Source organism: Bacillus sp. N1(2025), assembly GCF_053470005.1.
Genome location: NZ_JBLTJB010000002.1, coordinates 17,503 through 43,226 on the forward strand (window position 1 = coordinate 17,503; position 25,724 = coordinate 43,226).

Sequence of the window (25,724 nt, forward strand, 5' to 3'; positions counted from 1 at the left end):
ACTTATATTAGAAAGTGTCTTTTTCGTTTACATTTTTTTCACTTGCTGATAAACAAATTATGAAAAAAATAAAACGCTTTACTCTTTTTTTGATAAGATAGAAACAAGACAGTACATGTTCATGTGAAGGTAGGTGACATCGTGGGAAAAATCATAGCAATTACGAACCAAAAAGGCGGAGTCGGGAAGACGACGACTTCTGTTAATCTGGGGGCTTGCTTGGCTTACATAGGTAAAAGGGTTCTTCTTGTTGATATTGATCCGCAGGGCAATGCAACGAGCGGATTAGGGATTGAAAAAGCCGATGTGGATCATTGTGTGTACGACATTTTAGTAGATGATGCAGATGTTACAGATATTATTAAACCGACTTCAGTAGAGAACTTAGATGTCATTCCGGCCACGATCCAGCTTGCGGGAGCGGAAATCGAATTGGTTCCGACGATCTCACGGGAGGTCAGGCTGAAAAGAGCATTAGAATCAGTGAAACAAAATTACGATTACATGATTATTGATTGTCCTCCGTCTCTCGGGTTATTAACGATTAATGCGCTTACCGCTTCAGATTCAGTCGTTATCCCGGTTCAGTGCGAATACTACGCTCTTGAAGGATTGAGTCAATTATTAAATACAGTTCGGCTTGTGCAAAAACATTTAAATACCGACTTAATGATAGAAGGAGTGCTTCTGACGATGCTTGATGCCAGAACGAATCTCGGCATTCAAGTGATAGAGGAGGTAAAGAAATACTTTAGAGATAAAGTGTATCAAACCATTATCCCTCGCAATGTCCGTTTAAGTGAGGCGCCGAGTCACGGCAAGCCGATCATATTATACGATCCGCGTTCGAGAGGTGCGGAAGTATATTTAGATTTAGCAAAGGAAGTGGCAGCGAATGGCTAAAGGCGGGCTCGGAAAAGGGATTAACGCGTTGTTTAATCAGGTTGATTTGTCTGAAGAGACAGTGGAAGAGATTAAAATCAGTGATTTGCGCCCCAATCCTTATCAGCCAAGAAAACAATTTGACGATGAGTCATTAGCTGAACTGAAGGAATCCATCATTCAGCATGGCATTCTTCAGCCCATTATCGTGAGAAAATCATTGAAGGGCTATGATATTGTAGCCGGCGAACGCCGTTACCGCGCCGCAAAACTTGCCGGTAAAGAGACAGTGCCGGCTATCGTGCGGGATTTATCTGAATCGCTGATGCGGGAAGTCGCTCTTTTGGAAAACCTTCAGCGTGAAGACTTATCACCGCTTGAAGAAGCTCTGGCATATGACTCACTGCTGAAGCATTTGGATTTAACCCAGGAACAGCTCGCTAAACGGCTCGGGAAAAGCAGGCCTCATATTGCCAACCATTTAAGACTGCTGACGCTGCCGGAAAGCATCCAGAACCTCATTGCAGAAGGTACGTTATCCATGGGACACGGCAGAACCTTGCTTGGTTTGAAAAATAAAAACAAGCTTGAACCGCTTGTGAAGAAAGTGGTTGAAGAACAGCTGAACGTCCGTCAGCTTGAGCAGCTGATTCAGCAGTTAAACAACAATGTTCCACGTGAAACAAAGAAAAAAGAACCTGTTCAAGATGTTGTGTTAAAAGAGCGGGAATCGTATTTGCAAAATTACTTCGGAACAACAGTAAATATTAAGAGACAAAAGAAAAAAGGGAAGATTGAGATTGAGTTTTTCTCAAATGAAGATCTTGAACGTATCCTAGAACTATTGTCTGAAAGAGAAGCGTAAAAACCATCTTTTTAAAAAAAGATGGTTTTTTTATATACGTCTTGTCAGCTTATGAAACGGACTGAGCCGTTCCTGCCGGCCTTCTGATTTATCTGTCAGCTGTAACCCCTCTGCTAAAACGTTTGCCATGCTCATAACAAGATGAAGCCTCGTATTCTGCAGGACAAAATACTCCATAAACCCACTGACATTGACGATTCCGTTGATATGGACGTCACCGATTTCGGGAAGATCTTTTTGAACACCTGCTCCGGGCTTCAGCGGCCCATCGCCGATTTGAAATGAGCCTACGCTTTTGACGCGGCCTAAACAAGCATCAACCGCTATAATAAACGGATTTTTATGTAGATGTTGAATATCTTTCAGCTTGTCTTTCATATTGACGGCGTGAACAGGATCTGACAGCGTGCCGTAAACGTGCAATCTGCCTAAATTCATTTTTTCTAACTTTGTTCCTACGAGCGGACCTAATGAATCTCCGGTCGACCGATCTGTACCGATACACACGGTGACTAACGGTCTGCCGGCTGCTTTACGTAAAGATGAAGTAAGGATCGCTTGTATTTGATTCGCAGCAGAAGAATCCGTATGAGATACATATTGTTTTGCCCGTTCTTGAGAAAAAAGCCCGCCTTTTCGATTCATAAGGTTCACTTCCTTGTCATGTCATACGAGTATTACATTGTTGTTTTTGGTGTTGTATGGTTGTTTACAGTATATCCAGCGCTGCCTTTTTTTATGCTTATGTCATGATCAGCATGCCGGTTGTTTGAAAAGAGCGGGATAGAAAAAAGAACTCAGAGCAGTTATTCTTTAAGTTCATGAAAGAAATAAGACCATTTGATCTACATTACATATTGCTGATGATCTAATTTCAGCGCTCTTTTTTCTGCAGAAAAGAGGATAAATCCTAACTGAGCGTAGAGTTTCTTTGCGGGTTCATTTGTTGAGTAACAGAGAGAGGGAGCTGTTCTGCGTCTTTCATCTTTTTTGCTGCCTGGCTGATGGCTTCCGTCAGTAACGCTTTTCCCGCGCCTGACCTTCGATGTTTGGGGGAAATATACATAGAACCGATAACCGCAATGTGTCTTAGTTTAAACAGCGAATGCTTGGAGATCTTGAGGATTCCTATCAGTCTGTCTTTTTCAAAGGCGCCAAGCACGATGGCATTACCGGATTCAAGCCTCGCGTCCGGGTGATCTTTTGAAGCTTTGAGCCTGATATCGGTGTAAGGCTTGGTATCATTTGCGGTTAAACGCCTGATGTACACGATTTGAGCTCCTTATATAAATAAAATTTTCTGAATAGTCAATCGTCGTTATCATACCATATTTGTCCCATTTGTATGAATGATTGCCGCTGTCACTCAATATAGTAGCAATATGCGGAGATTATCAGAAATTTTATGAGGTGATGAGGGTGTGGAGAGCCGGGATGAAGTGGATGCTGCTCATATTAAGCAGCCAGATTGGGGCTGGGTATGCAAGCGGGCAGGAAATATGGCAGTTTTTCGGTGTCGAAAGCGGACTGGCTATTGTATTGTTTACAGTCATGTTTACGATTTCGGCTTATATTGTGTTGAAGATCAGCTATCGGGTTCAATCAACGCACTTTTTACCTGTGCTTGAGCATCTGATGGGGCCGGCTCTTGCTAAAGTCTATGATGTGCTTATTATGTTTTATTTGTTTTCAATGACGATGGTTATGATTGCCGGCGGCGGTGTGACGCTGCAAATGTACAAGCTGCCGTTTTGGCTCGGTATTTTTCTTCTTTGCATTGTGACCGTCGGTTTATTCTTTTGGGATATAAAAGGAATATTATCTCTGAATAGTATTTTGATACCGATTCTTGTAGCGGGACTGTTATATGCATTGGTCTTTTTTCAGACAACCCATCATTACACGTGGACGATAGATTTGACCCGCCAGTATAATTGGCCGGCAAGCATTACCTTCACGTCCTTAAACATCCTTTCTGTTGTCGCTGTTCTTTCTTCAATCGGGAAAGATATGAAAGGACTGGGAGAAGCGAAAATCGCAAGCGTTGCAAGCGGGCTGATTTTCGGTGTGATTTCATTTGTTTACAATGAAACGCTTGTGCAGCTTTCAGGCAGTCTTACACAATATGAGATGCCTCTTTTCGCCGTCCTTGAAGGCGCTCCTTATCCGTTATTTCTTTGTATGGCCGCCGTGCTTTTTTTAGCCATCTATACGACAACCGTGACCGGTCTGTTCGGGCTTTCCAGCCGCATGCTTGCATTTGTGAAATTGCCGAGATGGACGCTCGTATCTCTTCTTTTAGCTGTGATGGTGCCTTTTACGACAATCGGTTTTTCAGATTTGATCGCCATTTTATATCCCATTTACGGGCTTTTAAGTCTTTATTTGCTGGTATGTCTTCTTCTTTACCCTATTTTAGGGAGATGGAAAAAAGTATAATGCTCATTTTGAGTGCGGCCGTTGCTCTTATCCTGTCTTTTTTTGTACAATAAATAAAGCAGTCTATGGAGAGAGGTGAAGGGTCTTGGCGGATAAAGACTTTGGCCTGAATGATATTGTTGAAATGAAGAAACCGCATCCTTGCGGTGAAAACAGGTGGAAAATCATTCGGATGGGAATGGATATTCGGATCAAATGCACGGGTTGTTCCCACAGTGTCATGATTCCGAGAAGAGATTTTGAGAGAAAGCTGAAAAAAGTACTCGTCAAGCATGAGGAGCCTACATCATAAGGGCTGGCGCTCATGCTTTTTCATATAGAGGAGAGGAAGAGGCCCGATGAGCAAAGTGCATCAGTCAGCGTGCCCGCTGAATTGCTGGGACAGCTGCGGCTTTTTGGTGACAGTTGAGGATGGAAAGGTGACGAAAGTAGACGGAGACCCGAATCATCCCATTACGGAAGGAAAAATTTGCGGCCGGGGCAGAATGCTGGAGACGAAAACGAATGCGCCGGAACGGCTTCGTTTTCCTTTAAAAAAGAAAGACGGCGAATTTGTCCGCATTTCCTGGGAGCAGGCGTTAGATGAAATCGCGGAAAAAATGGCGGTGATTAAGGAGACGTTGGGCACTGCCGCAGTGCTGCACAGTCATGATTACGCCAATAACGGTCTTTTGAAGGCGCTCGACCAGCGTTTTTTCAATGGATACGGCGGTGCAACGGAGATTGCGGGCAGCATTTGCTGGGGTTCCGGCATTGAAGCGCAGCGCTGGGATTTCGGGCGTTCTTACGGGCATGGACCGCTTGATATTTATCACAGCAAGCATGTGATCGTATGGGGCAGAAACGTGTCCCGGACGAATATGCACCTCTATCATCATCTGCAGCAGGTGAAGAAAAAAGGAGCGACACTGACGGTCATTGATCCTATTTTTAACCCGACTGCAAAGCTTGCCGATCGGTATATATCCGTCAAACCCGGCATGGATGGCTGGCTTGCGGCGGGTGTTTTAAAAATATTATGCCAAACCGGCAGAACCGATTCCGATTTCATTCAAAGGCATTCGGTCGGTTTTGAAGAAATAGAAAAGCTTCTGAAGACGATTTCTTTTGAGGAGATCATTGAGAAAACAGAAACGTCTTTAGAAGTGCTTGAATATCTTGCTGATTTATATGCTGACGGTCCCGCCTCCACTTTTATGGGTCTTGGGATGCAGAGATATAAAAACGGGGGCGGGACGATACGGTGGATTGACGCTTTAGCTGCGGCGAGCGGAAATGTCGGTATCAAAGGCGGCGGCGCAAACTTCGGAAATGTGCAAGTCGGTGAAAGCTTTGCAAAGGCCGAGCTCACCCGTCCTGATCTGAAGAAAAGTTCGAGAACGTTTTCGATGATGACTCAAGCTGAAGAGGCGCTGAATGCAGCCGATCCGCCGATTGAGATGATCATCGTGACGTGCGGCAATCCGCTGACACAGGTGCCGAATACAAAAAAAGTGAAGGAAGCGTTTGAAAAAACACCGGTCACAGTGGCCATTGATTCGGTCATGACCGATACGGCGAAGCTCTGTGACTATGTGCTGCCGACGGCCGTTGTTTTCGAAGAGGAAGATATTTATTATTCCAGCATGTATCATCACTATGTTCAATATGGTAAGAAGCTTGCGGAACCGCAGGGAGAGGCAAAATCAGACCGCTGGATCTGGACGGAACTCGCAAAGCGTCTCGGATTCGGGGAGCTGTTTGATTACAGTACGGGAGATTTCTTAAAAATGGGGCTCTCTTCTTTGGAGAAAGAAGGAATCACCCTTGAGCAATTAAAGGAAAAAGGACATATGCCGCTTCCGGTCAAACAGGTTCCGTGGAGTGATTTTCAATTTTTAACCCCGAGCGGAAAATTTGAATTCGTCTCGTCACTGGCAGAAGAGAAAGGATACAGCGGCCTCCCTCAATTGGAGGTGCCGGAAGAGTCTGTTTATCATGACGCCGGGCTTGCCGGGAAATACCCGTATACGCTGCTGTCCATTCACCCGCAGCGCTCCAATCATTCACAGCACGTGCCGTTTATTGAAAAGCTTCAGCAGATTCAGGTGGATCTGTCGCCGGATATCGCCGAGGAGCTTTCACTTCAAGACGGAGATACGGCAGAGGTATACAATGACCGCGGCCGTCTGCGCGGCAGGGTGAAAATCATGAAGCAGGCTCACCCGAAGACGGTGAATATAGATGAAGGCATGTGGGCGGCATTCGGAGGCTCCGTCAACATGCTCACAAAGGATTCAAATTCCGATAATGGAATGGGAAGTACGCTTTTTGACTGTCTGGTAGCGGTTAAAAAAGGATAATCTAAGGAGAGAGAGGGCGGGAAATGCTTTTTTCTCAGCTTGTCTTTTCCTATGAACCTCCTTATAATTGCTCTAGGTTTACAATACGTTTATACGATGATGGTTTGATATAGAGGAGATGAAAGAATGGCTTTAACTGCTGGAATTGTCGGTTTGCCGAATGTCGGAAAATCGACGTTATTTAATGCAATTACCCAGGCTGGTGCCGAATCAGCCAACTACCCGTTCTGTACAATTGATCCGAACGTGGGAATCGTGGAAGTGCCGGATGAACGTCTGCAAAAGCTGACTGAATTGGTGAACCCGAAAAAAACGGTGCCGACTGCGTTTGAATTCACTGATATCGCGGGGATCGTAAAAGGCGCATCTAAAGGTGAAGGACTCGGAAATAAGTTTCTTTCTCATATCCGTCAGGTAGATGCGATCTGCCACGTTATACGCGCATTCGCTGATGACAATATTACGCACGTGTCAGGGAAAGTCGATCCGATTGACGATATTGAAACGATCAACCTTGAATTGATTCTTGCCGACATGGAGACAGTCGAAAAACGCATCACGCGTGTAAGCAAGCTTGCGAAGCAAAAAGACAAAGAAGCGGTTTTTGAATTTGACATTCTGTCTAAATTAAAAGAAGCTTTCGAACAAGAAAAGCCTGCCCGTTCCGTTGAATTTACGGAAGAACAGCAAAAGCTTGTGAAGCAGCTTCATTTGCTTACGTCAAAACCCGTGCTTTATGTAGCAAATGTAAGCGAGGATGAAGTGGCTGATCCTTCAGATAATGAATATGTTGCGAAAATCCGGGAGTACGCCGCGGGTGAAAACGCCGAGGTTATCGTCGTCTGCGCGAAAATTGAGTCTGAAATTGCTGAATTGGAAGGCGAAGAAAAGCAAATGTTCCTTGAGGAGCTCGGCATCGAAGAGTCAGGTCTTGATCAGCTGATTAAAGCGTCATACTCTCTTCTCGGTCTTGCGACATACTTTACGGCGGGCGAACAGGAAGTGCGCGCATGGACATTCAGAAAAGGCATGAAAGCTCCTGAGTGTGCGGGTATCATCCACACTGACTTTGAACGCGGCTTTATCCGCGCTGAAACGGTTGCTTATGAAGACCTTTTGGCAGGCGGCGGAATGTCCGGAGCGAAAGAAGCCGGGAAAGTGCGTCTGGAAGGTAAGGAATATGTAGTCCAAGACGGAGATGTCATTCATTTCCGATTTAATGTATAGGACACAGTTGTAAAGGGACAAGAGCTTTGGTATAATATAAACTTGTGAGTAATAGAATTATTGCTCCTTGCCCATTATAGGGCCGCTTAGACCAAAAGGAGGTGCAAACAGATGAAAAAGTACGAAGTTATGTACATTATCCGTCCGAACATTGACGAAGAGTCAAAGAAGGCAGTTATCGAGCGTTTCAACAACGTATTGACTTCTAACGGAGCGGAGATCACTGGAACAAAAGATTGGGGTAAACGTCGTCTTGCTTACGAAATCAATGATTTCCGTGACGGTTTCTACCAAATCTTAAACGTTCAGTCTGAAGCTGCAGCGGTTGCTGAATTCGACCGTTTAGCTAAGATCAGTGACGATATCATTCGCCACATCGTTGTTAAAGAAGAAGAATAAGCAATTTGAAATATATAATGTTAAAAGGTGGTCTTTCATATGCTTAACCGAGTTGTATTAGTCGGAAGACTGACAAAAGACCCAGAGCTTCGTTATACGCCAAGCGGTGCGGCTGTCGCCACGTTTACTCTTGCTGTGAATCGTACATTCACGAACCAGTCCGGAGAACGTGAAGCCGATTTCATTAATTGTGTCACTTGGAGAAGACAAGCCGAAAACGTTGCAAACTTTCTTAAAAAAGGAAGCCTTGCCGGCGTAGACGGCCGACTCCAGACAAGAAATTATGAAAACCAGCAGGGACAGCGTGTCTTCGTGACAGAAGTCCAAGCTGAAAGTGTTCAATTTCTTGAGCCTAAAAACAGCGGCGGTTCTGGATCAGGCGGATACAACGAAGGAAACAGCGGCGGAGGCCAATACTTTGGCGGAGGCCAAAATGATAATCCGTTCGGCGGAAATCAGAACAACCAGAGACGAAATCAAGGGAACAGCTTTAATGATGATCCATTTGCCAACGACGGCAAGCCGATTGACATCTCGGATGATGATCTTCCGTTCTAATAGATTATCGCTATATTCATAACGAGAAAGGTGGGAAATGACAATGGCAGGAGGACGCAGAGGCGGTCGTGCGAAACGCCGTAAGGTTTGTTACTTCACTTCTAACGGCATTACGCACATCGATTACAAAGATGTAGATCTTCTTAGAAAGTTTGTTTCTGAGCGTGGTAAAATCTTACCTCGCCGTGTAACTGGAACAAACGCGAAATACCAACGTAAATTGACTATCGCGATCAAACGCGCACGTCAAATGGCTTTACTTCCATACGTAACTGGCGAGTAAGCCGAAAGAAAAGAGCAAGAGCCTGCGGGCTCCTGCTCTTTTTTTATATCAGTCCCCCTCCATCCTGCCGAAATGTTTCACATGAAACATGGAAGTGCTCCTGACACCTATATCTTTGTTATCTTGCTCCTCTATTCAAAAACGCGTACTTATGCAATGAATTTGTTTATACTGAAAAACAGGGGGTGGCTGAGATGGAGACAGACAGAAATATCCTGACTGATGAAAAGTGGAGCGCAATCATACACAATGATGCTTCTTATGACGGGGCATTTTATTATGCAGTAAAAACGACGGGGATTTTCTGCCGGCCTTCTTGTAAATCGAGAGTTCCGAATAAAGAAAACGTGTTGGTGTTTGATACGGCTGATGCAGCGCTCGATAAACATTTTCGTCCCTGTAAAAGGTGCCGGCCGAACGGTCTTCGTCTTCCTGATGAAGAATGGATTGCTCAAATCATTGAATACATTGAACGCCATTATCACGAATCCCTGACTCTGAGTGTACTGGCCGAAATGTGTCACGGCAGCCCCTATCATTTACAGCGGACATTTAAAAAAATCAGGGGAATGTCCCCGATTGCGTATATACAGAAAATAAGATTGTCGAAGGCGGAACACCTTTTAAAGCATACTGATATGACAGTCATGGAGATCGCTCTGACTGTCGGAATTCCAAACACAGCGCATTTCGCGATTCTTTTTAAAAAGAGAACCGGGAGTTCGCCCACAGAATACAGAAAAACGGCCAAAATGGGACAGGGAGGTTCAATATGAGTAAAGAGCCTATGATCTATTGGACACTCTTCACACGGAATGATTGGAGCCTGTATACAGCCGCCACATCTAAGGGGCTTTGCTTTATAGGTTCAAATCATGGAAGCTTTGAAGAGCTTGAGCAGTGGGCAAAAAAAGCAATACCGCAATACCGATTGGCACGTAATGATGAAAAGCTGGCATCTTACACGGCAGAGCTGTCCGAGTACATTGAAAATGGCAGATCAGCTTTTTCAGTGCCGGTGGATCTTTACGGCACAGAATTTCAGCTTGCTGTATGGAAAGCGCTTATGGACATACCGTACGGCGAGACATACTCCTATTCGGATATAGCAGAAATGATTCAGAAACCGGCAGCCGTAAGAGCCGTGGGCGCCGCAATTGGAAGAAATCCGGTATTGATTACGGTTCCGTGCCATCGCGTCATCGGAAAAAATGGGAAACTGACCGGATTCAGAGGCGGTTTAGAAATGAAAAAGCAGCTGCTGGCATTAGAGGGCGGAAACATTGAAACACTGGAATACCGGCTGAGCCGGACAGGAGGGAACACATGAAACTGATTTCTTGGAATGTAAACGGCTTGCGTGCCGTGATGAAAAAGATAGATATCAATACTTACGTTCAGGAAACGGCAGCGGATATTCTATGTCTGCAAGAAACAAAAGTACAGGACGGACAAGTATCATTACAGCCTGAAGGATATCACGCCTATTGGAACTATGCGGTGAAAAAAGGCTACTCAGGCACGGCTGTTTTTTCGAAAGAAAAGCCGCTGCACGTGTTCTATGGATATAAATAGCGGAATGAATCGGTAAATCCGGCGTTCAGCAGGGCGCTGAACGCTTCCCGCTCCTGATCCGAGAAACCGGCGTTCTTCCGGTTGGCTTTCGGATTTTTTAAGTCTATCTCCCTGTGTGCGACATTCAGATCGCCTGATCGGGAAGGCGCCTATTCCTGGTGGTCTTACAGGACGAACGCACGTGAGAAAAACATCGGCTGGCGGCTTGATTACGTCATTGTTTCAGACAGACTGAAGCCGCGGATCAGCGAAGCGGCCATTTGTGCCGATATCATGGGTTCTGACCATTGCCCTGTTGAAATGACAGTGGATTTATGATGAGATAGCAGTAAGAGAAATCCACTCTTGCTGCTTTTTTATCACTGAAAATGGAGGAGCACATGGCAAATATAAAAGAGATTGCGAAACTGGCGAATGTGTCGGTGGCCACCGTATCACGCGTGTTAAACCGACACCCGTACGTATCTGAGGAGAAAAGGCGTCTTGTGAATCAAGTGATGAAGGAGCTGGATTATACCCCTAATCGAACCGCCATTGATCTGATTCGCGGAAAGACCAATACAATCGGCGTGATTTTGCCGTACAGCGACCATCCCTGCTTTGACAAAATTGTAAACGGTATCACGAAGGAAGCGTTTGCCCATGATTACGTGACAACCCTTCTCCCCACCAACTATGACCCCGCTATAGAGTTGACATATTTCGAACTGCTGAAAATGAAAAAGATTGACGGACTGATTGTCACGTCCCGTGCGAATGAATGGGAAACCGCCGTGCCTTACCTGGAATACGGTCCCATTGTCGCTTGTGAATATACACAGCATCAAGAGATTCCCTGCGCTTATAATGACAGGCAGGCAGCATACAGAGAAAGCTTTTTGTATTTGAAGAACCGCGGGCATCAAGACGTTGCTTTTACATGTGTGCGGGAAGCGGAAAAAAGCCCGAGTACGGCCGACAAGGTAACCGCATATAAGGCGGTTTTCGGCTCTCTTGATGAAACCCGCATTCTGGTCGGATGCCATGATATGGACGACGGAAAGCGGGCGGGTGAGCACTTCCGGGGTTTCGACAAGGTGCCGACGGCCATCTATGCGCACAGTGATGATGTGGCTGCCGGCTTGTACCAGTTTGCGAAAGAACAGAAATGGGACGCGGAGATCATCGGCGAGGGAAATCTGAGCGTCAGCCGGGCATTGAATATTCCATCCCTGGAACTTCATTTGGAACGGGTCGGAAAGGAAGCATTTTTGCTGTTTTTTCACGAAGAAACGGCTAAAAAACAAATTATGCATCAATTTCAGCGGAAAAAGTCTTGAGCTGAAATGGGTTTCATGCTTTATAACTAGATTGAGAAAAAAAGGGAGGCGGACATATGCGAATTGAACATGCAGCGATATGGGTGAAAGATTTAGAACGGATGAAAGAGTTTTATGAGACATACTTCGGCGCCAAGGCCAATGACCTTTATCATAATGAGAAAAAAGATTTCAAATCGTATTTTCTGACATTTGACTCCGGATGCAGGCTGGAACTTATGAAAAAAGGCGGCATTGATGAAGCTCCGTCACAGAATATGACCGGATGGGCGCATCTCGCATTTTCTACAGGCAGCAAGGAGCGGGTGAATGAATTGACGGAGACGTTTAAAAATGATGGATTTCAGGTTGTAAGCGGCCCGCGCGTGACGGGTGACGGATATTATGAGAGTGTGATAGAGGATTGGGAAGGCAATTTGATAGAAATCACAGTGTAACAGTGCGGGGGAACCCGCACTGTTTTATTGATTAAATTTGCTGTGCATTTGTTTTCGGGCCGAAGAGGATTAACAAAACGGAACATAGAAGCCAGCAGCCGCCGATGAACAAAAAGACGCTGATGTAGCCGAGCTTAACGGCAATAAATCCGACGAGCAGGGAGCCGAATATATTGGAAAAACGGCCGAGCCCGTACGCCAGCCCGCTCCCGGCCGAGCGATATTCCGTAGGATACGGCTCCGATGTATATGCGTATAAGTTTGAGGTGAAAACCCGTTCCGTGACGTTGACGACAAATCCAAACACAATAATCATGACGGGAATAAACGTCATGCCGTATAACAGTCCGGCAATGGCAGTCAGAAAAGCGCTTGCGGCCAGAATCCATTTCCTTTGGAACGTCTCGGATATCATGGAACCGAGCAATGCGCCAAGCGGCGCGCCGACAGAGTGAAGCACATTGTACCACAGCGTTTTTTCCATGGTGATGCCGTTGCTTTTCAGCAGGCTGGGCACCCATGAAGCAAAGCCGTAAAAGCCAAAGGTTTCAAGAATCCATACCGCTGACAGGATGATGGTGATCTTTAAATTCCTGCCCTGAAACAGCCCTAAGTAGCCTGCGTGCTTCACTGTATGTACTTCAGCCGCCTCTTTTGGCGCGGGAAGCGGGCCTTTTTCTTTCTCTATACGTGCTTCAAGACGGTTCATAATGGCGTTTGCCTGATCATATGCGCCCCGATTTTCGTGCCAGCGCGGCGATTCCTCAAGCCGGCGGATAAAAAAGAAATAAATGAGACCGGCCGCCCCCCATACGAATACGAGCCGCCACCCCCATGAGCCTAAAGGAATGACAAAAGCGGAAACAACGTTTGTGACGGGAACGCCGATCAGTCCGATCATGGCGCAAAGGGAGATGTATTTTCCCCGTACGGAGGATGGAAAAAATTCCGCCAAATAGCTGTTCGTCACAATCATGGCGGCCGCGACGCCGAGCCCGGTCAAGAATCGGAAAATCATTAAGGACGGAATGTCCCATGCCAGCGCATTCAGAAAAGATGAGACCGAAAAGACAAGGACAAAACAATTCAGCGCTTTTTTCCTGCCGATCCGATCGGACAGCCTTCCGCCGATGGACGCGCCTAAAAACATGCCCAGGAAGGATGCGGCCGTAATGTCGGCAATGGTGGACAGCTTCACGCCCCAATGCTCAATCAGCGCCGGAGCCACGTTGCTGAGCGTAAACAGATCAGCGAGATCGAAAAAATAGATGATTCCGAGAGCGGTTAATACTTGATAGTGCACACGCGAAATGGGGAGACGGTCTAATCGGTTCGCTACATTTGAGAATGTCTGATGTTTCATAAAAAACCCCCTGACTTTGCAATTGTAATCAGAAAATACTGTAAATTTATCTGACGAATACATTATAAAGGTCTTTTTTTGGCAAAAACAGAGTGTAAATAACCAGAGCCAAAGGAAACGGCATAGCGCTTTCTTCTTAAAATATATAACATTTCCTATATCTGTTTCTGTTTATATTGTAAAATGTTGAAGGAAAGGAAGTTGATGCATAAATATGAATACGTTTGTACGGCCCGGAGAGGGAAGAAATAGTGTATCGAGATATCTTCTTTCTCTGTTGGTCATTGTGTGTTTGTTCTTTTTTGGAAGCATACTGACCGTGTTTTATATGTTTCTCACGTCCGCTTTCAACCCTTCACTGACGATAAATTGGGATGAGGCGGCATTAAGTGACCCGCTGGCGGATATTTATTTACAGCATATCGTCTATTTCATAGCGATTCCGGGCATTTGGATAGCGGTTCGTTTCATTATGAAGCGGCGGTTTTTATCCATCATCACACCGAATCAGTCGCTGAACTGGAAGAGAATTTTCTTTGGATTCGGCACATATGTTGTGTTGATGTTTGTCGCGGGGCTGATTGATTTTACAATTCATCCGGATCGTTTCATGCTTCAGGAATTCCATGCTTCACGTTTTCTGCTGCTGTTAGCGGCGGCCGTCTTGTTGGTGCCGATTCAAACCTCTGCGGAGGAATTTCTCTTTCGCGGTTTTCTGCTTCAGTTCGCCGGAAAATTGACGGCAAACGCGGTGGTTCTGACAGTCATTATCGGCGGATTATTCGGCGCACTTCATTTCGGAAATCCGGAGATGGAAAATGGAGCTCTCTGGGCGGGAATCGGATATGTCACCATTGGCATGATCTGGACCTTTATCACGATTAAAACGGGCAGTCTGGAGATGTCCCTTGGCGGTCACGCTGCCAATAATATGTTTTTATTTATCTTTCTCACAGAGGATCATTCGGTGTATGGCGGCATTCCGTCGATATTTACAACAGCAGCCGGCGGCTATGAAATATATGATTGCATATCGACTCTGGTGATCAATATCATCTTTGCATGGCTCGCGTTCCGTTTTGTGAAAAAAGAAAAGCAGCAGGCCGCCTAGGCTCTGCTGCTGATTTGTAAGGTGTTCATTGCTTCATCAATATCTGTCGTCGGCCTCCGGCAGGCGAAATTCTCGCAAATGTAGACCGTTGTCTTCCCATCGATTATTTGATAATCCGCGGCAAAGTCAGAAATGCCGGCAAGCTCTTCCGGATGTTCTGCGGCGAGAATCGTATAGGCGGGAGTGAAATGCTCCTGAAGCGCCTCAATGAAACGTTTTCTGTCCGGGTCATCTTTCCTTCCGAAAACAACGATTTCTTTTTGGGGCATTGTATGTGCCAGTACGCTTTGCATGAAGAAAGCGTTGCTGCTCGGATAGGCCTCTATTTCCCGTTTGAACACGGAAAACATCGCTTCGGCTTTTTCAATCAGTGATATGTCACCCGTCAAGCGGCCGAGACGAAGCAGCTGTACGGCAGCCGCGCTGTTTCCGGAAGGCACTGCCCCGTCATAAACCTCTTTTTCCCTGACAAGAAGGGTTTCGGCATCATTCCCCGTAAAGAAGAAGCCTCCGTGCCGTTCATCCCAGAACAGCTCCAGCATGCTTGTACATAACGTTTTCGCTTTCTGCAGATAAGACGGATGAAAACCCGCTTCATACAGTTCAAGGTAAGCCCAGATGAGAAAAGCGTAATCATCGATAAACCCTTTGTTTTTCACTTCGCCCTCGCGATAGCGGACCATGACGCGCCCGTCCGGCATGAGGTGCCGTTCGAGAAAGCGGATCGCTGTTTCCGCCATGCTGAGAAAGTCAGGCTCGTGAAATACCTTTGCGGCCTTTGCCAGCCCAGCAATCATGAGCGCGTTCCATGAGGTCAGCACTTTGTCATCTGTATGCGGATAGCTTCTGTTTTCACGGGCCTCCAGCAATTTTGTTCTTGCCTCTTCAAGGCGTTCGGCCAGCTCATGTTCTGTGAGGCCGGTCTCTTCTAGGATGGCCTCACGCCGCGTGAAAATGAGGTGCGGGATGTTTTCGCCTTCAAAATTGCCTTGGTCTGTGATGTTATACACCTTGCAGTAAAGCGGGCCGAGTTCATCACCGAGAAGGTTCATGATTTCTTTTTTGGACCATATGTAATATTTCCCCTCACGGCCTTCGGTATCAGCGTCTAAAGCTGAGAAAAAGCTGCCGTCTTCATGCATCATTTCCCGCTGAATAAACGTTACGATCTGCATCGCAATCTGTTTGTAGCGCTCATTACCCGTGACTTGGTAGGCTTCTGTATATGCGGTCAGGAGAAGGGCGTTGTCATACAGCATTTTCTCAAAATGCGGCACGAGCCATTCATTATCAGTCGAGTAGCGGGCGAATCCGAACCCGATGTGGTCAAAAATCCCGCCGTTCGCCATGCCGTCGAGTGTCTTGGTTACACCGGCCAAAGCCTGTTCCTTGCCCGTATAGCTGTAGTAGCGAAGCAGAAACATGAGCATATGCGGCATCGGAAATTTCGGAGCCTGGCCGAACCCGCCGTACACCGTATCAAACCCGCCGGCCAGCTGGCGATACGTGTCATGAACCGCCTGTTCGCCAAGCATGCCCTCAGCCGGGTGAACCTTAACTTCAAGATGAGCGGCGGCGTTTTCGGCGATATCCTCGACATGCTGCCGGTCATTCGCAAACGTTTCGGACAGATGTTCAAGCACATCGATAAAGCCCGGACGGTTATATTTGCTCGTCTTCGGAAAATACGTCCCCGCATAAAACGGCTTTTGATCTGGTGTGACGAACACGTTCAGCGGCCACCCGCCCTGCCCCGTCATCAGCTGGCAGATTCTCATATACACGGAATCCACATCAGGCCGCTCTTCACGATCAACCTTGATGGCTATGAATTTATCGTTTAGAATACGGGCGATCTCTTCGTCCTCAAAGGACTCGTGAGCCATTACGTGGCACCAGTGACACGTCGAATAACCGATGCTGACCAGAACCGGCTTGTTTTCGCGTTTCGCTTTTTCAAAGGCTTCTTCTCCCCAAGGGTGCCAGTTTACGGGATTATGGGCGTGTTGGAGCAGATAGGGGGACTTCTCCGTGATTAGACTGTTGGGTTTACTATTGTTTGGCATGGGCTCACCTGCTTTCTCTTATTATTTGTACGTTTAACATACCACAATCCTCTAAAAAAATTCATACACTCAACTTTGTGAACCAAACCCAAGTCATTAAAAAGGAGAACGGCTTATGACTCTATTTTCAGGGTTAAACTTCATCCGCCTTATTGCTTTTTAGATAATAAGCTAATTTGGTATAATCACTAGTGAAACCTTTTTTTGCCACATCATTCTTTTGGGTTAAATTTAATTTTTTCCTATAAAAATATAGGAGTGGAGTATGTGAAAAAAAGAAAGATAATGAAAATAATCATTCTGATTGTAATTTTATTGGGGGTATTTGTTGTTTTATATTCAATATACGATCAACAAGATCTTTATAAAGGGACAAGTAATGACAATGAGTGGAAGGTTTCCATCGAAAAGTCAGATAAAACATCAATTGGGCCAAACTATTTTTTAAACTTATACTGGCAAGGTAGCAAAAATAAAGAGAAAAAAATCACTATCAAACAAATTGAATTGATGGTCGACGGAAAAGTTTATCAAGAGAATGGTCCTTACTCTCTATCTGAATATAATGGTGAAAGCTTAAAAGAGGGTGGAGAAAGACCTGACCACATTTCAACCTTTGATTATATGCCCGAGGAGGATATTAAGGGTCATAAATTAGAGGTCAGAGTAACATGGAATGAATCCAAAGAAAAGATAACAGTCATTAAATTAGAAGAGAAAAAGTTTTTAAACTTGGGTTTCTAAAAAATAATTAAAAAGGCAGCCGAAACTGGTTGCCTTTATTGGTTATTCTAAGAGTTATGCCGCCAGTGACACGTCGAAATAGCAATGCTGATAAGAGCCGGCTTGTTTTCGTGTTTTACTTTTTCATTAACGATCGACTGTTCCCTACGTCTGCCTAATGATTGCTTTGTCAAACTGTATTGGTTTTTTATCAAGCAGGCATAAGAGGTAAATCAGTTTAAAATTATTTTTACATACATCCCTTCCTCAGCTTTTTTCTTAGCGTTTTCGTTCAGCGTTTTAATTTCATTTGATAATGCAGAAGAAGGGATAAGTTTGTCATCATAGAATACAGACGGATCAATAAGCCTCATTTTATTCTTACGATGCAAATGATAATCAGCCTTATCTTCTTTAACAATAACTTTTCGATGTAAGCGACTAATAAGATTTTTAACATCTATATCCCCGGAAGAACGCAAGATGTTCATTACTTCTTCATCTGTTCCAAGCAGTGTGTTTATGTTAATGATTTGTTTATCCAAAGCGGTTTTTAAAGTCTTAGCCAAATAATCATAACCGTAAATATTAAGAGGATTCATAAAGAAATCAATAACCTCTTTATAATAGGTTCTTACAAACCATTCAGCAGTTTTTATATCTTTTAAATATATTTTTCCTTCTTTAATAATTAGATGATTTAAGAAATGATCAACTTCCTCCATTAGGATGTTTCCGTATCGATACATATCTCTTAAGGTATAATCTATCCGGTCAGCGCATAACTCAGGAGATGGCTGTTCGAGCAAATTCCAATTAGAGTTGTCTAATAGAATGTCTTTGTAATTAAATCCATACTTACCAAGAATATGCGGGATCTCTGAATCAGTTATGATTTGATGATAAATGTTTTCGTGATAATCCTCATTTTTATTTTCAAACACAAAATCAATAACGTGTGAAAATGCGGTATGAGATACATCGTGAAGTAAACCTGCGATTTGTTCTTCTAAAGAACCGCCAAGCTTTTTTATGAGGAGCATTACGCCTATGGAATGTTCATACCTCGTGACATTCCACTTTTGATTCACAAAATAACTTGCTCCTCCTTGGTAAACCCCTTTTAGTCTTTGTACTGGATGACTGAAAATAAGCTCTTCAAGAATTCCATCTATTTCATCATCGCCATAAATACTATCTGTTATCTTCATTTCCTTACACCCCTTTGATGCGCTAATTGCAGAAACTGAAAGTCAAGCAGGCAAAGAAGTTGTAAACTATCGCATCATGGATTTTCTTCTTTTTAATATTGATATACTTAACATATCACAATTCTGAAAAATTCATTTCATTTGAGCCTCATTTTATTTGCTTTCAGATAAGTGAAACACACCCCGGCGACTGTAACCATCCCGCCTGTCAGTGCAATAAACGCAGGTACTTCACCTAACCACACCCAAGAAATGGCTAAGGCTACGGCTGGTGTTAAATAAAGTGAAATGGCTGCTTCTGAAACACCGACGAGTGAAGTTACATATGCAAGTGCAAAGTAAGGCACAACCGTTGGTAATAAACCTAAGTAAACGATAGACAATGTTGAGTTCATTGAAGCGTTCAAAAACTCTTCCCCTAAGCCAGGCAGAAATACAAGCATAGGCATTGTCCCGCCCCAAATAGTGAATGTAACGAATGGAATAAATCCATATTTTTTTATATAGCGGGCTTGAAAAACGAAATAAATACTCTCCGAAAAAGCTGCCAGCAGGATTAACAAAATGCCGTTCACTGAATGTGTATAGTTTCCTGCCCCAAATGTAATGATCAACACACCTAATAAACTTATGATAGAGCCAATCCATTTATAAAGCCCAAACTGTTCACCAAAAAACAGACGAGATAACATTGCAGAAAAAATAGGTGTCATGGTCACGAGTAAGCTTGCTACCCCTGCGCTGACTGTTTTTTCTCCGATATTCAGCAAAATGTGATATAGTGCAAAACCTAAAAATCCTAAAGATAAAATAGCAGGGATATCCTTCATGTCAGGTAAACGCATATGAGTCAAAACAGCAAAAACGACCAGTGCCATTGACCCAATCAACAAGCGAAACAAAGCGAGGTGTTCCGGCGTGTAACTCTCCAAACCCGCGCGAATTCCCGGGAAAGCTGAGGCCCACAACCCAATCATCAGACTGTAAGATATACCGATTCGAACTGTTTTCTTTCGCATCTTTCTCACTCCTCTTTACAAAAACCAACCAGTTATTTAATGTGTTTCTATATTAATAAAGATTTGATGATATGACTTCAACCAGTTAAATAGATTTTGACCCAACCACTTTAAGGAGGATACTTTTTATGAGCGCTCCAGAAGAAAAAAAGATGAAAAAGCTTCCTAAGTACATACAAATCATTCAATTTATAAAAGAGAAAATAGGAAATGGAGAATGGCCGATTGGAAGTAAGATTCCAAGCCAGCGCACGCTTGCCAAACACTTTGAGGTGAACAGGAGCACAGTCATTACAGCTTTAGAGGAATTGACGGCGGATGGATTAATCGAAGGCAGAATGGGCAAAGGGACAGTTGTTACGAACAATACATGGACACTTTTGGCTAAGAATTCCGCCCCCGATTGGGATCAGTATGTAACCTCCGGAATCCAGCAGCCAAGCCAAAAAATCGTTCAAGAGATCAATAAATCAGAATCAAATTCCGATCTTATACAGCTCAGTAAAGGAGAACTTTCACATGAGATTTTTCCTTTAGCTGCTATGAAAAAGATGATGGGAAAGGTATCTCAAAACATAGAGGCATTCGGGTATGAGGAACCAAAAGGATATTTGCCTTTGAGAGAGGCATTAAGCGGCTATTTAAGAACAGTCGGTATTCAAGCTTCATCTTCTTCCATTCTTATTGTTTCTGGAGCGCTGCAAGCCTTGCAGCTGATATCAATGGGGCTTTTGCAAAGGGGATCGACCGTTTATCTTGACCAGCCTTCCTATCTTTATTCATTACACGTATTTCAATCAGCCGGTATGAAGCTGACTGGAGTTCCTATGGATAATGATGGACTTTTGCCGGAACATATCCACATGGCAAGGGGGGAACGGGGAAGGGCTATTTTATATACAAATCCTTGTTTTCATAATCCGACAGGTATTTTAATGTCAAAAAAGAGGCGAGAAGAAATCCTTGCGGCAAGTGAGAATGCACAGCTTCCCATTATTGAAGATGATATTTATCGTGAGTTATGGATCGATGAAATTCCTCCAGATCCTATTAAAACAATAGATAAAAATGGGCATGTGCTTTACATAGGCAGTTTATCGAAAACATTAAGTCCGGGTTTGAGGATTGGATGGATCGTCGGGCCGGAACCAGTGATTGAACGTTTATCCGACATAAAAATGCAAACAGATTACGGCTCCAGTTCGTTATCCCAGAGAGTAGCGGCAGAGTGGTTTACATCCGGTGAATACCAGCAGCATCTAGAACAGGTGAGAAGTCAATTAAAGGTGAGAAGACAATTGGTCATGAGTCTCTTAGAAACCAATTTGAAGAATGTCGCTACATGGAATATGCCGAAGGGAGGATTCTTTGTCTGGGTAAAAATATTGCCTTCACTATCTATGAAATTACTTTATACAAAAGCTTTGACAAAAGGGATACTTCTCAATCTCGGCAGTATCTATGCTCAAGAAAAAGGAAACTATATTCGCTTATCATATGCTTATGCATCTCTTGAAGACCTTCAAAAGGGAATTTATGAATTGGGTTTGATGATTAAGGAATTGGCAAGCAGATAAATATATAATGATTACCTTAATAGAAAGAGACATGCTATCAATGACAAGAATCGGCTTGTTTTCGCGTTTCGCTTTTTCAAAGGCTTCTTCTCCCCAAGGGTGCCAGTTTACGGGGTTGTGGGCGTGTTGGAGTAAATGGAGACATCTCAGCGATTAATCTATTGGGTTTGTTGTTAATTGGCATGGGCTCACCTGCTTTCATGATCCTGGGAAGTTTTCGAGATAAAAAGAGAAAACTCCGGTGATCAAATTCGATTAAGTTAAATGGCGGATTGTTCGCTGACTACGGTTGGGGTACTGGTTTAAAAATAATGAGGAGAACTTGATATTCAAAGAACCGTAAGAGAAAGATTATCTTTAAAACCGTCACTAGCAGAAGTCTTCAAAATTATTTAAGTTAATATGCCAGTCTTTATTGAGATTTGTTTTAAATATGTATTTGAAGGTCAATTTTCTTTATAGTGACTAAGAAATACACTACTTTATAACTGCAATTTATTAATGAAATATTTCCTAAAATAACTTTGATTTTTAATTGTAGATTGATATAATATATTTGTTATTCTTGGCCAAGGATGAGAATATTTACAAATCTTCAAAAAGTGGTGTTATCAATTAAAAAACCTCATATTTTATTATTTATATTAATCTTTACATTAGGTTTTTTTGCGTGCTTTTTATTCATTTTTAAGCATATAGAGAGAAATGGAACAGAAAAAATTAATCATAACCGTGTACAAGAAGTACCGTGGGGGGTGAAAAAAATCAATGCTGCTTCAATATGGACTTCAAGAGAGAAACAGAAAGTGAAAGTTGCTATATTAGACAGTGGTATTGATAAAGAGCATAAAGATTTAAAAGGGAAAGTTAAAGGAGAATTTAATCCAATAAACATGACTTTAACCTCAGATGATGATGTGGGGCATGGAACTGCTATTGCAGGCATTATAGCAGCTAAAGATAATAGTTTTGGATTAGTTGGAATTGCTCCAGACACTGAAATATATTCAGTTAAAGTACTAAATTCAAAAGGAAAAGGTTCATTAGATAACCTTGTTAAAGCTATAGAGTGGTGTATTGATAATAATATTCAGGTAATAAATTTGAGTTTTGGATTATCCAAAGATAAACCGTTGTTAAGAGGTGCAATTGATAAAGCAGTAAACAGTGGGATCATAATCGTTGCGGCCGCAGGTAACAATTATGGCGGAGATGTTGATTATCCAGCAGCTTATGAAAAAGTTCTCTCTATTAATGCTGTAGATAGAAATAATAAAATAGCTAACTTTTCACCTAAAGGAAAGATTGACTTTTCTGCACCTGGTGTAGATATACCGATACTATCCCTCAATAATGGCTATAAAACTGAAAGTGGTACATCTTTAGCAGCTGCACATGTTACCGGTGTAATATCATTAATTTTACAAAATAGAGATAAATTCGGAATTAATTCAAAAGAGGATATTTATAATCAGGTTAACCATGTATTGTCCAAATTGTCCATCGATCTTGGAAAGAAAGGAAGAGATGAAATTTATGGAAAAGGTTTTTTATCTTTTAAGTAAAGGGGTTAATTTGAATGAAATGTTTTAAAAAGAGTATTGCAGTTATTTTAAGCCTAGTATTAACTTTCACTTTTATTTTACATAATGAATCAAAAGCTGAGGCTTTAAACAATAAGGATTACCAAATTGTAACAAACGATGAAGAGAAATTAGTAATCACAGCAGAAAAAGGCGGAGTTAAAGGTTTAATGACTTTAGATAAAGAAAATATGAAACTTTCATTAATAACCGATGAAATTTCGCAGAAGACTGGTGAAAAAGGTAAAGAATATAAAGTTAATATTGAAAATGCTACAAATGAGAAGATAGAAGCAACTTTTACTGATACGGAAACAAATAAAAAATATGAGATTAATTCAGATGAGGTAACAGCTTCTTTTGTTTGGTTTATACCTATAGGAATAGTTATTGGAGAGGCACTTTTAGCGCATTTAATTTCAATTGGATTAGCTGTGACTATTTCAGGAGTGACTTATGTTGCCTATTCTGAGTTTAAGAAGCGTAAAAGAACCTATTCTCATTATATGGCAGTAAGAAAGTCTAAAGGATTATTTATCGGTAATGGTTTGAAAAGACCTGCTGCAATTGCACGCCTTAAAAGGGGTGATGACACTTGGTCTACGTCGAAGAACAATGCCAAATCTATTGCTAAAGCCGCAAGTCCGATTAAAAAAATAGTTGGTCCGGAGATAGATAAAAAGGGTAAAGGTAAACATTATCATTATCACTCGATCTCTAGGTATAAACATGGAAAAGGTGTCCGTATGAAAGCTCATGCTTTCTATGGTGCAGCAAGATAATATAGATTAATTTATAAACATCTAACTTTAAAGTAATTAAAAGATAGGAGAAGGAGGTAACTATGTTAATTATTGATCACAACCCAAAGGATCAGCTGTATTCAGAGTTAATTGATTTGGCTTTCGAAATTTGCGACGAATTTCATTTAGTTTTAAGAAAAGATATGGGATCTTTAAAATCATTCGATCCTCTGTTAAAAAAACTTGAAAGTTCGTTGAAAGTAATGAAAGAGCAATCAGAATGGGCCAGTACTATTCTAGGAGACAATCAAAAAGCAAAAGTTTATTACTATTATACAGATGAAAACGCAAAAAACATTCTGAAAGAATCCGCAAATTCTTTATATGCTTGGGAGCAGCCACATTTACCAGAAGACTTGTCTTTTTTCAAAGATGGAAAGGAGTGGTTGGTAACATGCTCTCATGAAGAAGAAAGTTATATCGATACTGAAGATGATAAAGAAATACAAAGAATATTGAGTATACCAGGATTAAAAGTGCATTTTGAAAAATGGGATTAAAATCATTCAACTTTTTATAAAAGAGTTGAATGGTTTTTAGTGAATAATAATATATATAAGTAAGGAAACCGTATAGAATGGTTTCCTTACTTATTAAACTAACATTATTAAATTGGGATTTTTCTTGTTTATTTCTTGACTAATACATATTGTTTATCTTCCAAATAGAATATATGACTAAGGTGATTTATATCTTTAAACTTTATATGTTTTCCAAATTGTAAAGTATTTAAATTGATAACTACATCCATACTGTCATCTTTATCTTCATCTTCATATCCATCTAAGCAGGAATATATTTCAACTGATTCACCTTTTGACAAGTGTTTTTCAATGAAAAGAAAAAGTGATTTAATAGATTTACGTTGGCCAGGTGTATTGTTGGCGTGTAAGTACCCTTGTAATTCATATATATAAGGATGTGTGAATTTGTTTCTGACTGCTTCATATCCAGGATCTAAATGAACAATATCAATTCCGTATGCATCTTCTTCTGTGTCATAAACCTTTACAAGTGAATTTTCGCTGTTCTTTCGATTTTTTTTAAATTGAGAGCGTTTGTTGACATCAATTCCTTTTATTTCTAGTTCAGAAATGGGCTTAAGTTTAGGATTCCTGCCATACTCACCAATAGGAAGTTCTTTGTCAGCCCCAATAAAATGGTGTAAAGTCAATCTATTTCCTCCTTTATTTTATACAACTAAAATACTCAATCTGACTTTGGATAATGAGATCTTTTTTGTTGTGTCTAACTATGATACTCCGTGTTTGCTTGCCTCATCAAGGCTTGATAATGTTTGGAGGCTGAAGATGGATGATGTGACTGATTTTTAGGCACAAGTTTTTCTTTAGGGAAAGAGGAACCGAATTGAATTAATTTAATTGTTATATTGCCGACGCATACTCCATCAATGTCCATTTAGAATGTATGTTTACAGCTGCAGCTTTTTCTTCGACTATTTCTAACGTTCTTTCAAGTTGATTTATATATGTATCCGGAAAATTAAGTATACCGTTTGACCAATTCCAGCGTTATGAAGATTTCGTTGCCAGAATACCAACAATTGAAGAAAAATTGAAGCAGAATAGCATTAAATCTACTCTGCCGGATGCAGCGCCAACAAATCTGCATTGGGTTCTTCCTCAATATGTAACAGAAGCAGTGGAGGAATTTTTAAATCATTTGTCTTTATTATCTGAAGATCTTATTAATGGTGATACCTTACTGCACGCTCCGGTATGGGAACTATGCTGGGATCGTGTTCAAGCAGAAGAGGGTCTTCGTACCAATGTACCTGGATTCTATGTTGCCGGAGATGCCATTGGATGGGCACGCGGAATTATTCAAGCAGCGACTACTGGAATCGTTATTGCAAGAGATATTCTTAATGGTAAAAAACCTAGCGATAAGGAGCTGACATCTACTGTCTAAAAGGAGGACT

Annotated in this window: 27 protein-coding genes and 2 pseudogenes; 21 read left to right on the plus strand and 8 right to left on the minus strand. The window is 42.4% G+C overall.

From position 1 onward, the window contains the following. Positions 1–141: 141 nt before the first annotated feature. Both soj and ACNFN4_RS04945 read left to right on the plus strand, forming a co-directional pair. Positions 142–903 carry a sporulation initiation inhibitor protein Soj gene (gene soj / locus ACNFN4_RS04940; protein ID WP_007409899.1) on the plus strand — a complete coding sequence of 254 codons (762 nt, stop codon included), beginning with the start codon at positions 142–144 and terminating at the stop codon, positions 901–903. After that, complete coding sequence (locus ACNFN4_RS04945; protein WP_022554064.1) at positions 896–1,747, plus strand: ParB/RepB/Spo0J family partition protein; 852 nt, start codon at positions 896–898, stop codon at positions 1,745–1,747. Before soj ends, ACNFN4_RS04945 begins: the two co-directional genes overlap by 8 nt. A 30-nt stretch (positions 1,748–1,777) precedes the next feature. Here the strand turns inward: ACNFN4_RS04945 and yyaC are convergent, their stop codons facing one another. Both yyaC and ACNFN4_RS04955 read right to left on the minus strand, forming a co-directional pair. Continuing rightward, complete coding sequence (yyaC, locus tag ACNFN4_RS04950; protein WP_004392969.1) at positions 1,778–2,392, minus strand: spore protease YyaC; 615 nt, start codon at positions 2,390–2,392, stop codon at positions 1,778–1,780. A 265-nt stretch (positions 2,393–2,657) separates the two neighbouring features. Beyond that, positions 2,658–3,017: a GNAT family N-acetyltransferase gene (locus ACNFN4_RS04955; protein ID WP_225513872.1), complete on the minus strand. Its 360-nt coding sequence runs from the start codon at positions 3,015–3,017 to the stop codon at positions 2,658–2,660. Between the two features lie 143 nt (positions 3,018–3,160). Here ACNFN4_RS04955 and ACNFN4_RS04960 point away from each other — a divergent pair, with 143 nt between their 5' ends. The 12 genes and pseudogenes from ACNFN4_RS04960 to ACNFN4_RS05015 all read left to right on the plus strand — a co-directional run bounded on the left by ACNFN4_RS04960 (position 3,161) and on the right by ACNFN4_RS05015 (position 12,326). Next, entirely contained in the window at positions 3,161–4,186 is a 1,026-nt protein-coding gene (locus ACNFN4_RS04960; RefSeq protein ID WP_089072478.1) for a YkvI family membrane protein, read from the plus strand. 85 nt (positions 4,187–4,271) lie between these two features. Next, positions 4,272–4,478, plus strand: a complete 207-nt coding sequence (locus ACNFN4_RS04965) for a DUF951 domain-containing protein (RefSeq protein WP_004392973.1) — start codon at positions 4,272–4,274, stop codon at positions 4,476–4,478. Positions 4,479–4,524: 46 nt separating this feature from the next. Continuing rightward, positions 4,525–6,528, plus strand: coding sequence for a molybdopterin-dependent oxidoreductase (locus ACNFN4_RS04970; protein WP_448200026.1), 2,004 nt, complete (start codon positions 4,525–4,527; stop codon positions 6,526–6,528). Positions 6,529–6,654: 126 nt separating this feature from the next. Continuing rightward, on the plus strand, positions 6,655–7,755 hold the full coding sequence (gene ychF / locus ACNFN4_RS04975; protein WP_088056349.1) for a redox-regulated ATPase YchF: 1,101 nt from the start codon (positions 6,655–6,657) through the stop codon (positions 7,753–7,755). A gap of 111 nt (positions 7,756–7,866) precedes the next feature. Beyond that, positions 7,867–8,154: a 30S ribosomal protein S6 gene (gene rpsF / locus ACNFN4_RS04980; protein WP_004392977.1), complete on the plus strand. Its 288-nt coding sequence runs from the start codon at positions 7,867–7,869 to the stop codon at positions 8,152–8,154. Positions 8,155–8,193: 39 nt separating this feature from the next. After that, positions 8,194–8,712: a single-stranded DNA-binding protein SsbA gene (gene ssbA / locus ACNFN4_RS04985; protein ID WP_004392979.1), complete on the plus strand. Its 519-nt coding sequence runs from the start codon at positions 8,194–8,196 to the stop codon at positions 8,710–8,712. A gap of 43 nt (positions 8,713–8,755) precedes the next feature. Further along, positions 8,756–8,995 carry a 30S ribosomal protein S18 gene (rpsR, locus tag ACNFN4_RS04990; RefSeq protein ID WP_004392983.1) on the plus strand — a complete coding sequence of 80 codons (240 nt, stop codon included), beginning with the start codon at positions 8,756–8,758 and terminating at the stop codon, positions 8,993–8,995. Between the two features lie 194 nt (positions 8,996–9,189). Then, positions 9,190–9,771, plus strand: coding sequence for a bifunctional transcriptional activator/DNA repair enzyme AdaA (locus ACNFN4_RS04995; RefSeq protein WP_101287662.1), 582 nt, complete (start codon positions 9,190–9,192; stop codon positions 9,769–9,771). After that, complete coding sequence (locus tag ACNFN4_RS05000) at positions 9,768–10,325, plus strand: methylated-DNA--[protein]-cysteine S-methyltransferase (RefSeq protein WP_101287663.1); 558 nt, start codon at positions 9,768–9,770, stop codon at positions 10,323–10,325. Before ACNFN4_RS04995 ends, ACNFN4_RS05000 begins: the two co-directional genes overlap by 4 nt. Continuing rightward, positions 10,322–10,888, plus strand: a pseudogene (locus tag ACNFN4_RS05005) (endonuclease/exonuclease/phosphatase family protein). The gene ACNFN4_RS05000 and the pseudogene ACNFN4_RS05005 overlap by 4 nt, the downstream one beginning before the upstream one ends. 62 nt (positions 10,889–10,950) lie before the next feature. Continuing rightward, positions 10,951–11,889 (plus strand): LacI family DNA-binding transcriptional regulator, encoded by a 939-nt coding sequence (locus ACNFN4_RS05010; protein ID WP_448200027.1) that lies wholly within the window; start codon positions 10,951–10,953, stop codon positions 11,887–11,889. 56 nt (positions 11,890–11,945) lie between these two features. Beyond that, positions 11,946–12,326 (plus strand): VOC family protein, encoded by a 381-nt coding sequence (locus ACNFN4_RS05015; RefSeq protein ID WP_014419381.1) that lies wholly within the window; start codon positions 11,946–11,948, stop codon positions 12,324–12,326. Positions 12,327–12,357: 31 nt separating this feature from the next. On the opposite strand, the gene ACNFN4_RS05020 is transcribed toward ACNFN4_RS05015, so the two are convergent. Then, a complete protein-coding gene (locus ACNFN4_RS05020) occupies positions 12,358–13,689 on the minus strand; it encodes an MFS transporter (protein WP_159353682.1) in 1,332 nt (443 codons plus the stop codon). Between the two features lie 214 nt (positions 13,690–13,903). Here ACNFN4_RS05020 and ACNFN4_RS05025 point away from each other — a divergent pair, with 214 nt between their 5' ends. Then, entirely contained in the window at positions 13,904–14,800 is an 897-nt protein-coding gene (locus ACNFN4_RS05025; RefSeq protein ID WP_448200028.1) for a CPBP family intramembrane glutamic endopeptidase, read from the plus strand. Here the strand turns inward: ACNFN4_RS05025 and ACNFN4_RS05030 are convergent. After that, positions 14,797–16,866, minus strand: coding sequence for a thioredoxin domain-containing protein (locus tag ACNFN4_RS05030; RefSeq protein WP_022554055.1), 2,070 nt, complete (start codon positions 16,864–16,866; stop codon positions 14,797–14,799). The two genes, ACNFN4_RS05025 and ACNFN4_RS05030, sit on opposite strands and share 4 nt — an antisense overlap. 267 nt (positions 16,867–17,133) lie before the next feature. On the opposite strand from ACNFN4_RS05030, the gene ACNFN4_RS05035 reads away from it, so the two are divergent. Next, positions 17,134–17,610: a DUF4944 domain-containing protein gene (locus ACNFN4_RS05035; protein ID WP_448200029.1), complete on the plus strand. Its 477-nt coding sequence runs from the start codon at positions 17,134–17,136 to the stop codon at positions 17,608–17,610. A 212-nt stretch (positions 17,611–17,822) separates the two neighbouring features. On the opposite strand, the gene ACNFN4_RS05040 is transcribed toward ACNFN4_RS05035, so the two are convergent. Both ACNFN4_RS05040 and ACNFN4_RS05045 read right to left on the minus strand, forming a co-directional pair. Further along, positions 17,823–18,800 carry an HD domain-containing protein gene (locus tag ACNFN4_RS05040; protein ID WP_021494599.1) on the minus strand — a complete coding sequence of 326 codons (978 nt, stop codon included), beginning with the start codon at positions 18,798–18,800 and terminating at the stop codon, positions 17,823–17,825. Positions 18,801–18,937: 137 nt separating this feature from the next. After that, positions 18,938–19,819 carry a DMT family transporter gene (locus tag ACNFN4_RS05045; protein ID WP_448200030.1) on the minus strand — a complete coding sequence of 294 codons (882 nt, stop codon included), beginning with the start codon at positions 19,817–19,819 and terminating at the stop codon, positions 18,938–18,940. A gap of 128 nt (positions 19,820–19,947) precedes the next feature. On the opposite strand from ACNFN4_RS05045, the gene pdxR reads away from it, so the two are divergent. Continuing rightward, positions 19,948–21,396: a MocR-like pyridoxine biosynthesis transcription factor PdxR gene (gene pdxR / locus ACNFN4_RS05050; RefSeq protein ID WP_448200031.1), complete on the plus strand. Its 1,449-nt coding sequence runs from the start codon at positions 19,948–19,950 to the stop codon at positions 21,394–21,396. A 42-nt stretch (positions 21,397–21,438) separates the two neighbouring features. Here pdxR and ACNFN4_RS05055 read toward each other — a convergent pair. Beyond that, positions 21,439–21,580: pseudogene (locus ACNFN4_RS05055) on the minus strand (DUF255 domain-containing protein); the annotation flags it as partial. A 571-nt stretch (positions 21,581–22,151) separates the two neighbouring features. On the opposite strand from ACNFN4_RS05055, the gene ACNFN4_RS05060 reads away from it, so the two are divergent. The 3 genes from ACNFN4_RS05060 to ACNFN4_RS05070 all read left to right on the plus strand — a co-directional run bounded on the left by ACNFN4_RS05060 (position 22,152) and on the right by ACNFN4_RS05070 (position 24,282). Further along, the gene (locus ACNFN4_RS05060) at positions 22,152–22,961 is read left to right on the plus strand and encodes a S8 family peptidase (RefSeq protein ID WP_224988719.1); all 810 of its coding nucleotides are present in this window, start codon (positions 22,152–22,154) and stop codon (positions 22,959–22,961) included. 14 nt (positions 22,962–22,975) lie between these two features. Further along, positions 22,976–23,761 carry an SAR2788 family putative toxin gene (locus tag ACNFN4_RS05065; RefSeq protein WP_014419374.1) on the plus strand — a complete coding sequence of 262 codons (786 nt, stop codon included), beginning with the start codon at positions 22,976–22,978 and terminating at the stop codon, positions 23,759–23,761. Between the two features lie 62 nt (positions 23,762–23,823). Further along, positions 23,824–24,282 carry a hypothetical protein gene (locus tag ACNFN4_RS05070; RefSeq protein WP_014419373.1) on the plus strand — a complete coding sequence of 153 codons (459 nt, stop codon included), beginning with the start codon at positions 23,824–23,826 and terminating at the stop codon, positions 24,280–24,282. 128 nt (positions 24,283–24,410) lie between these two features. On the opposite strand, the gene ACNFN4_RS05075 is transcribed toward ACNFN4_RS05070, so the two are convergent. After that, on the minus strand, positions 24,411–24,956 hold the full coding sequence (locus ACNFN4_RS05075; RefSeq protein WP_182072181.1) for a hypothetical protein: 546 nt from the start codon (positions 24,954–24,956) through the stop codon (positions 24,411–24,413). 401 nt (positions 24,957–25,357) lie between these two features. Here ACNFN4_RS05075 and ACNFN4_RS05080 point away from each other — a divergent pair, with 401 nt between their 5' ends. Continuing rightward, positions 25,358–25,714 (plus strand): hypothetical protein, encoded by a 357-nt coding sequence (locus tag ACNFN4_RS05080; RefSeq protein ID WP_448200032.1) that lies wholly within the window; start codon positions 25,358–25,360, stop codon positions 25,712–25,714. The last annotated feature ends 10 nt before the right edge of the window (positions 25,715–25,724 follow it).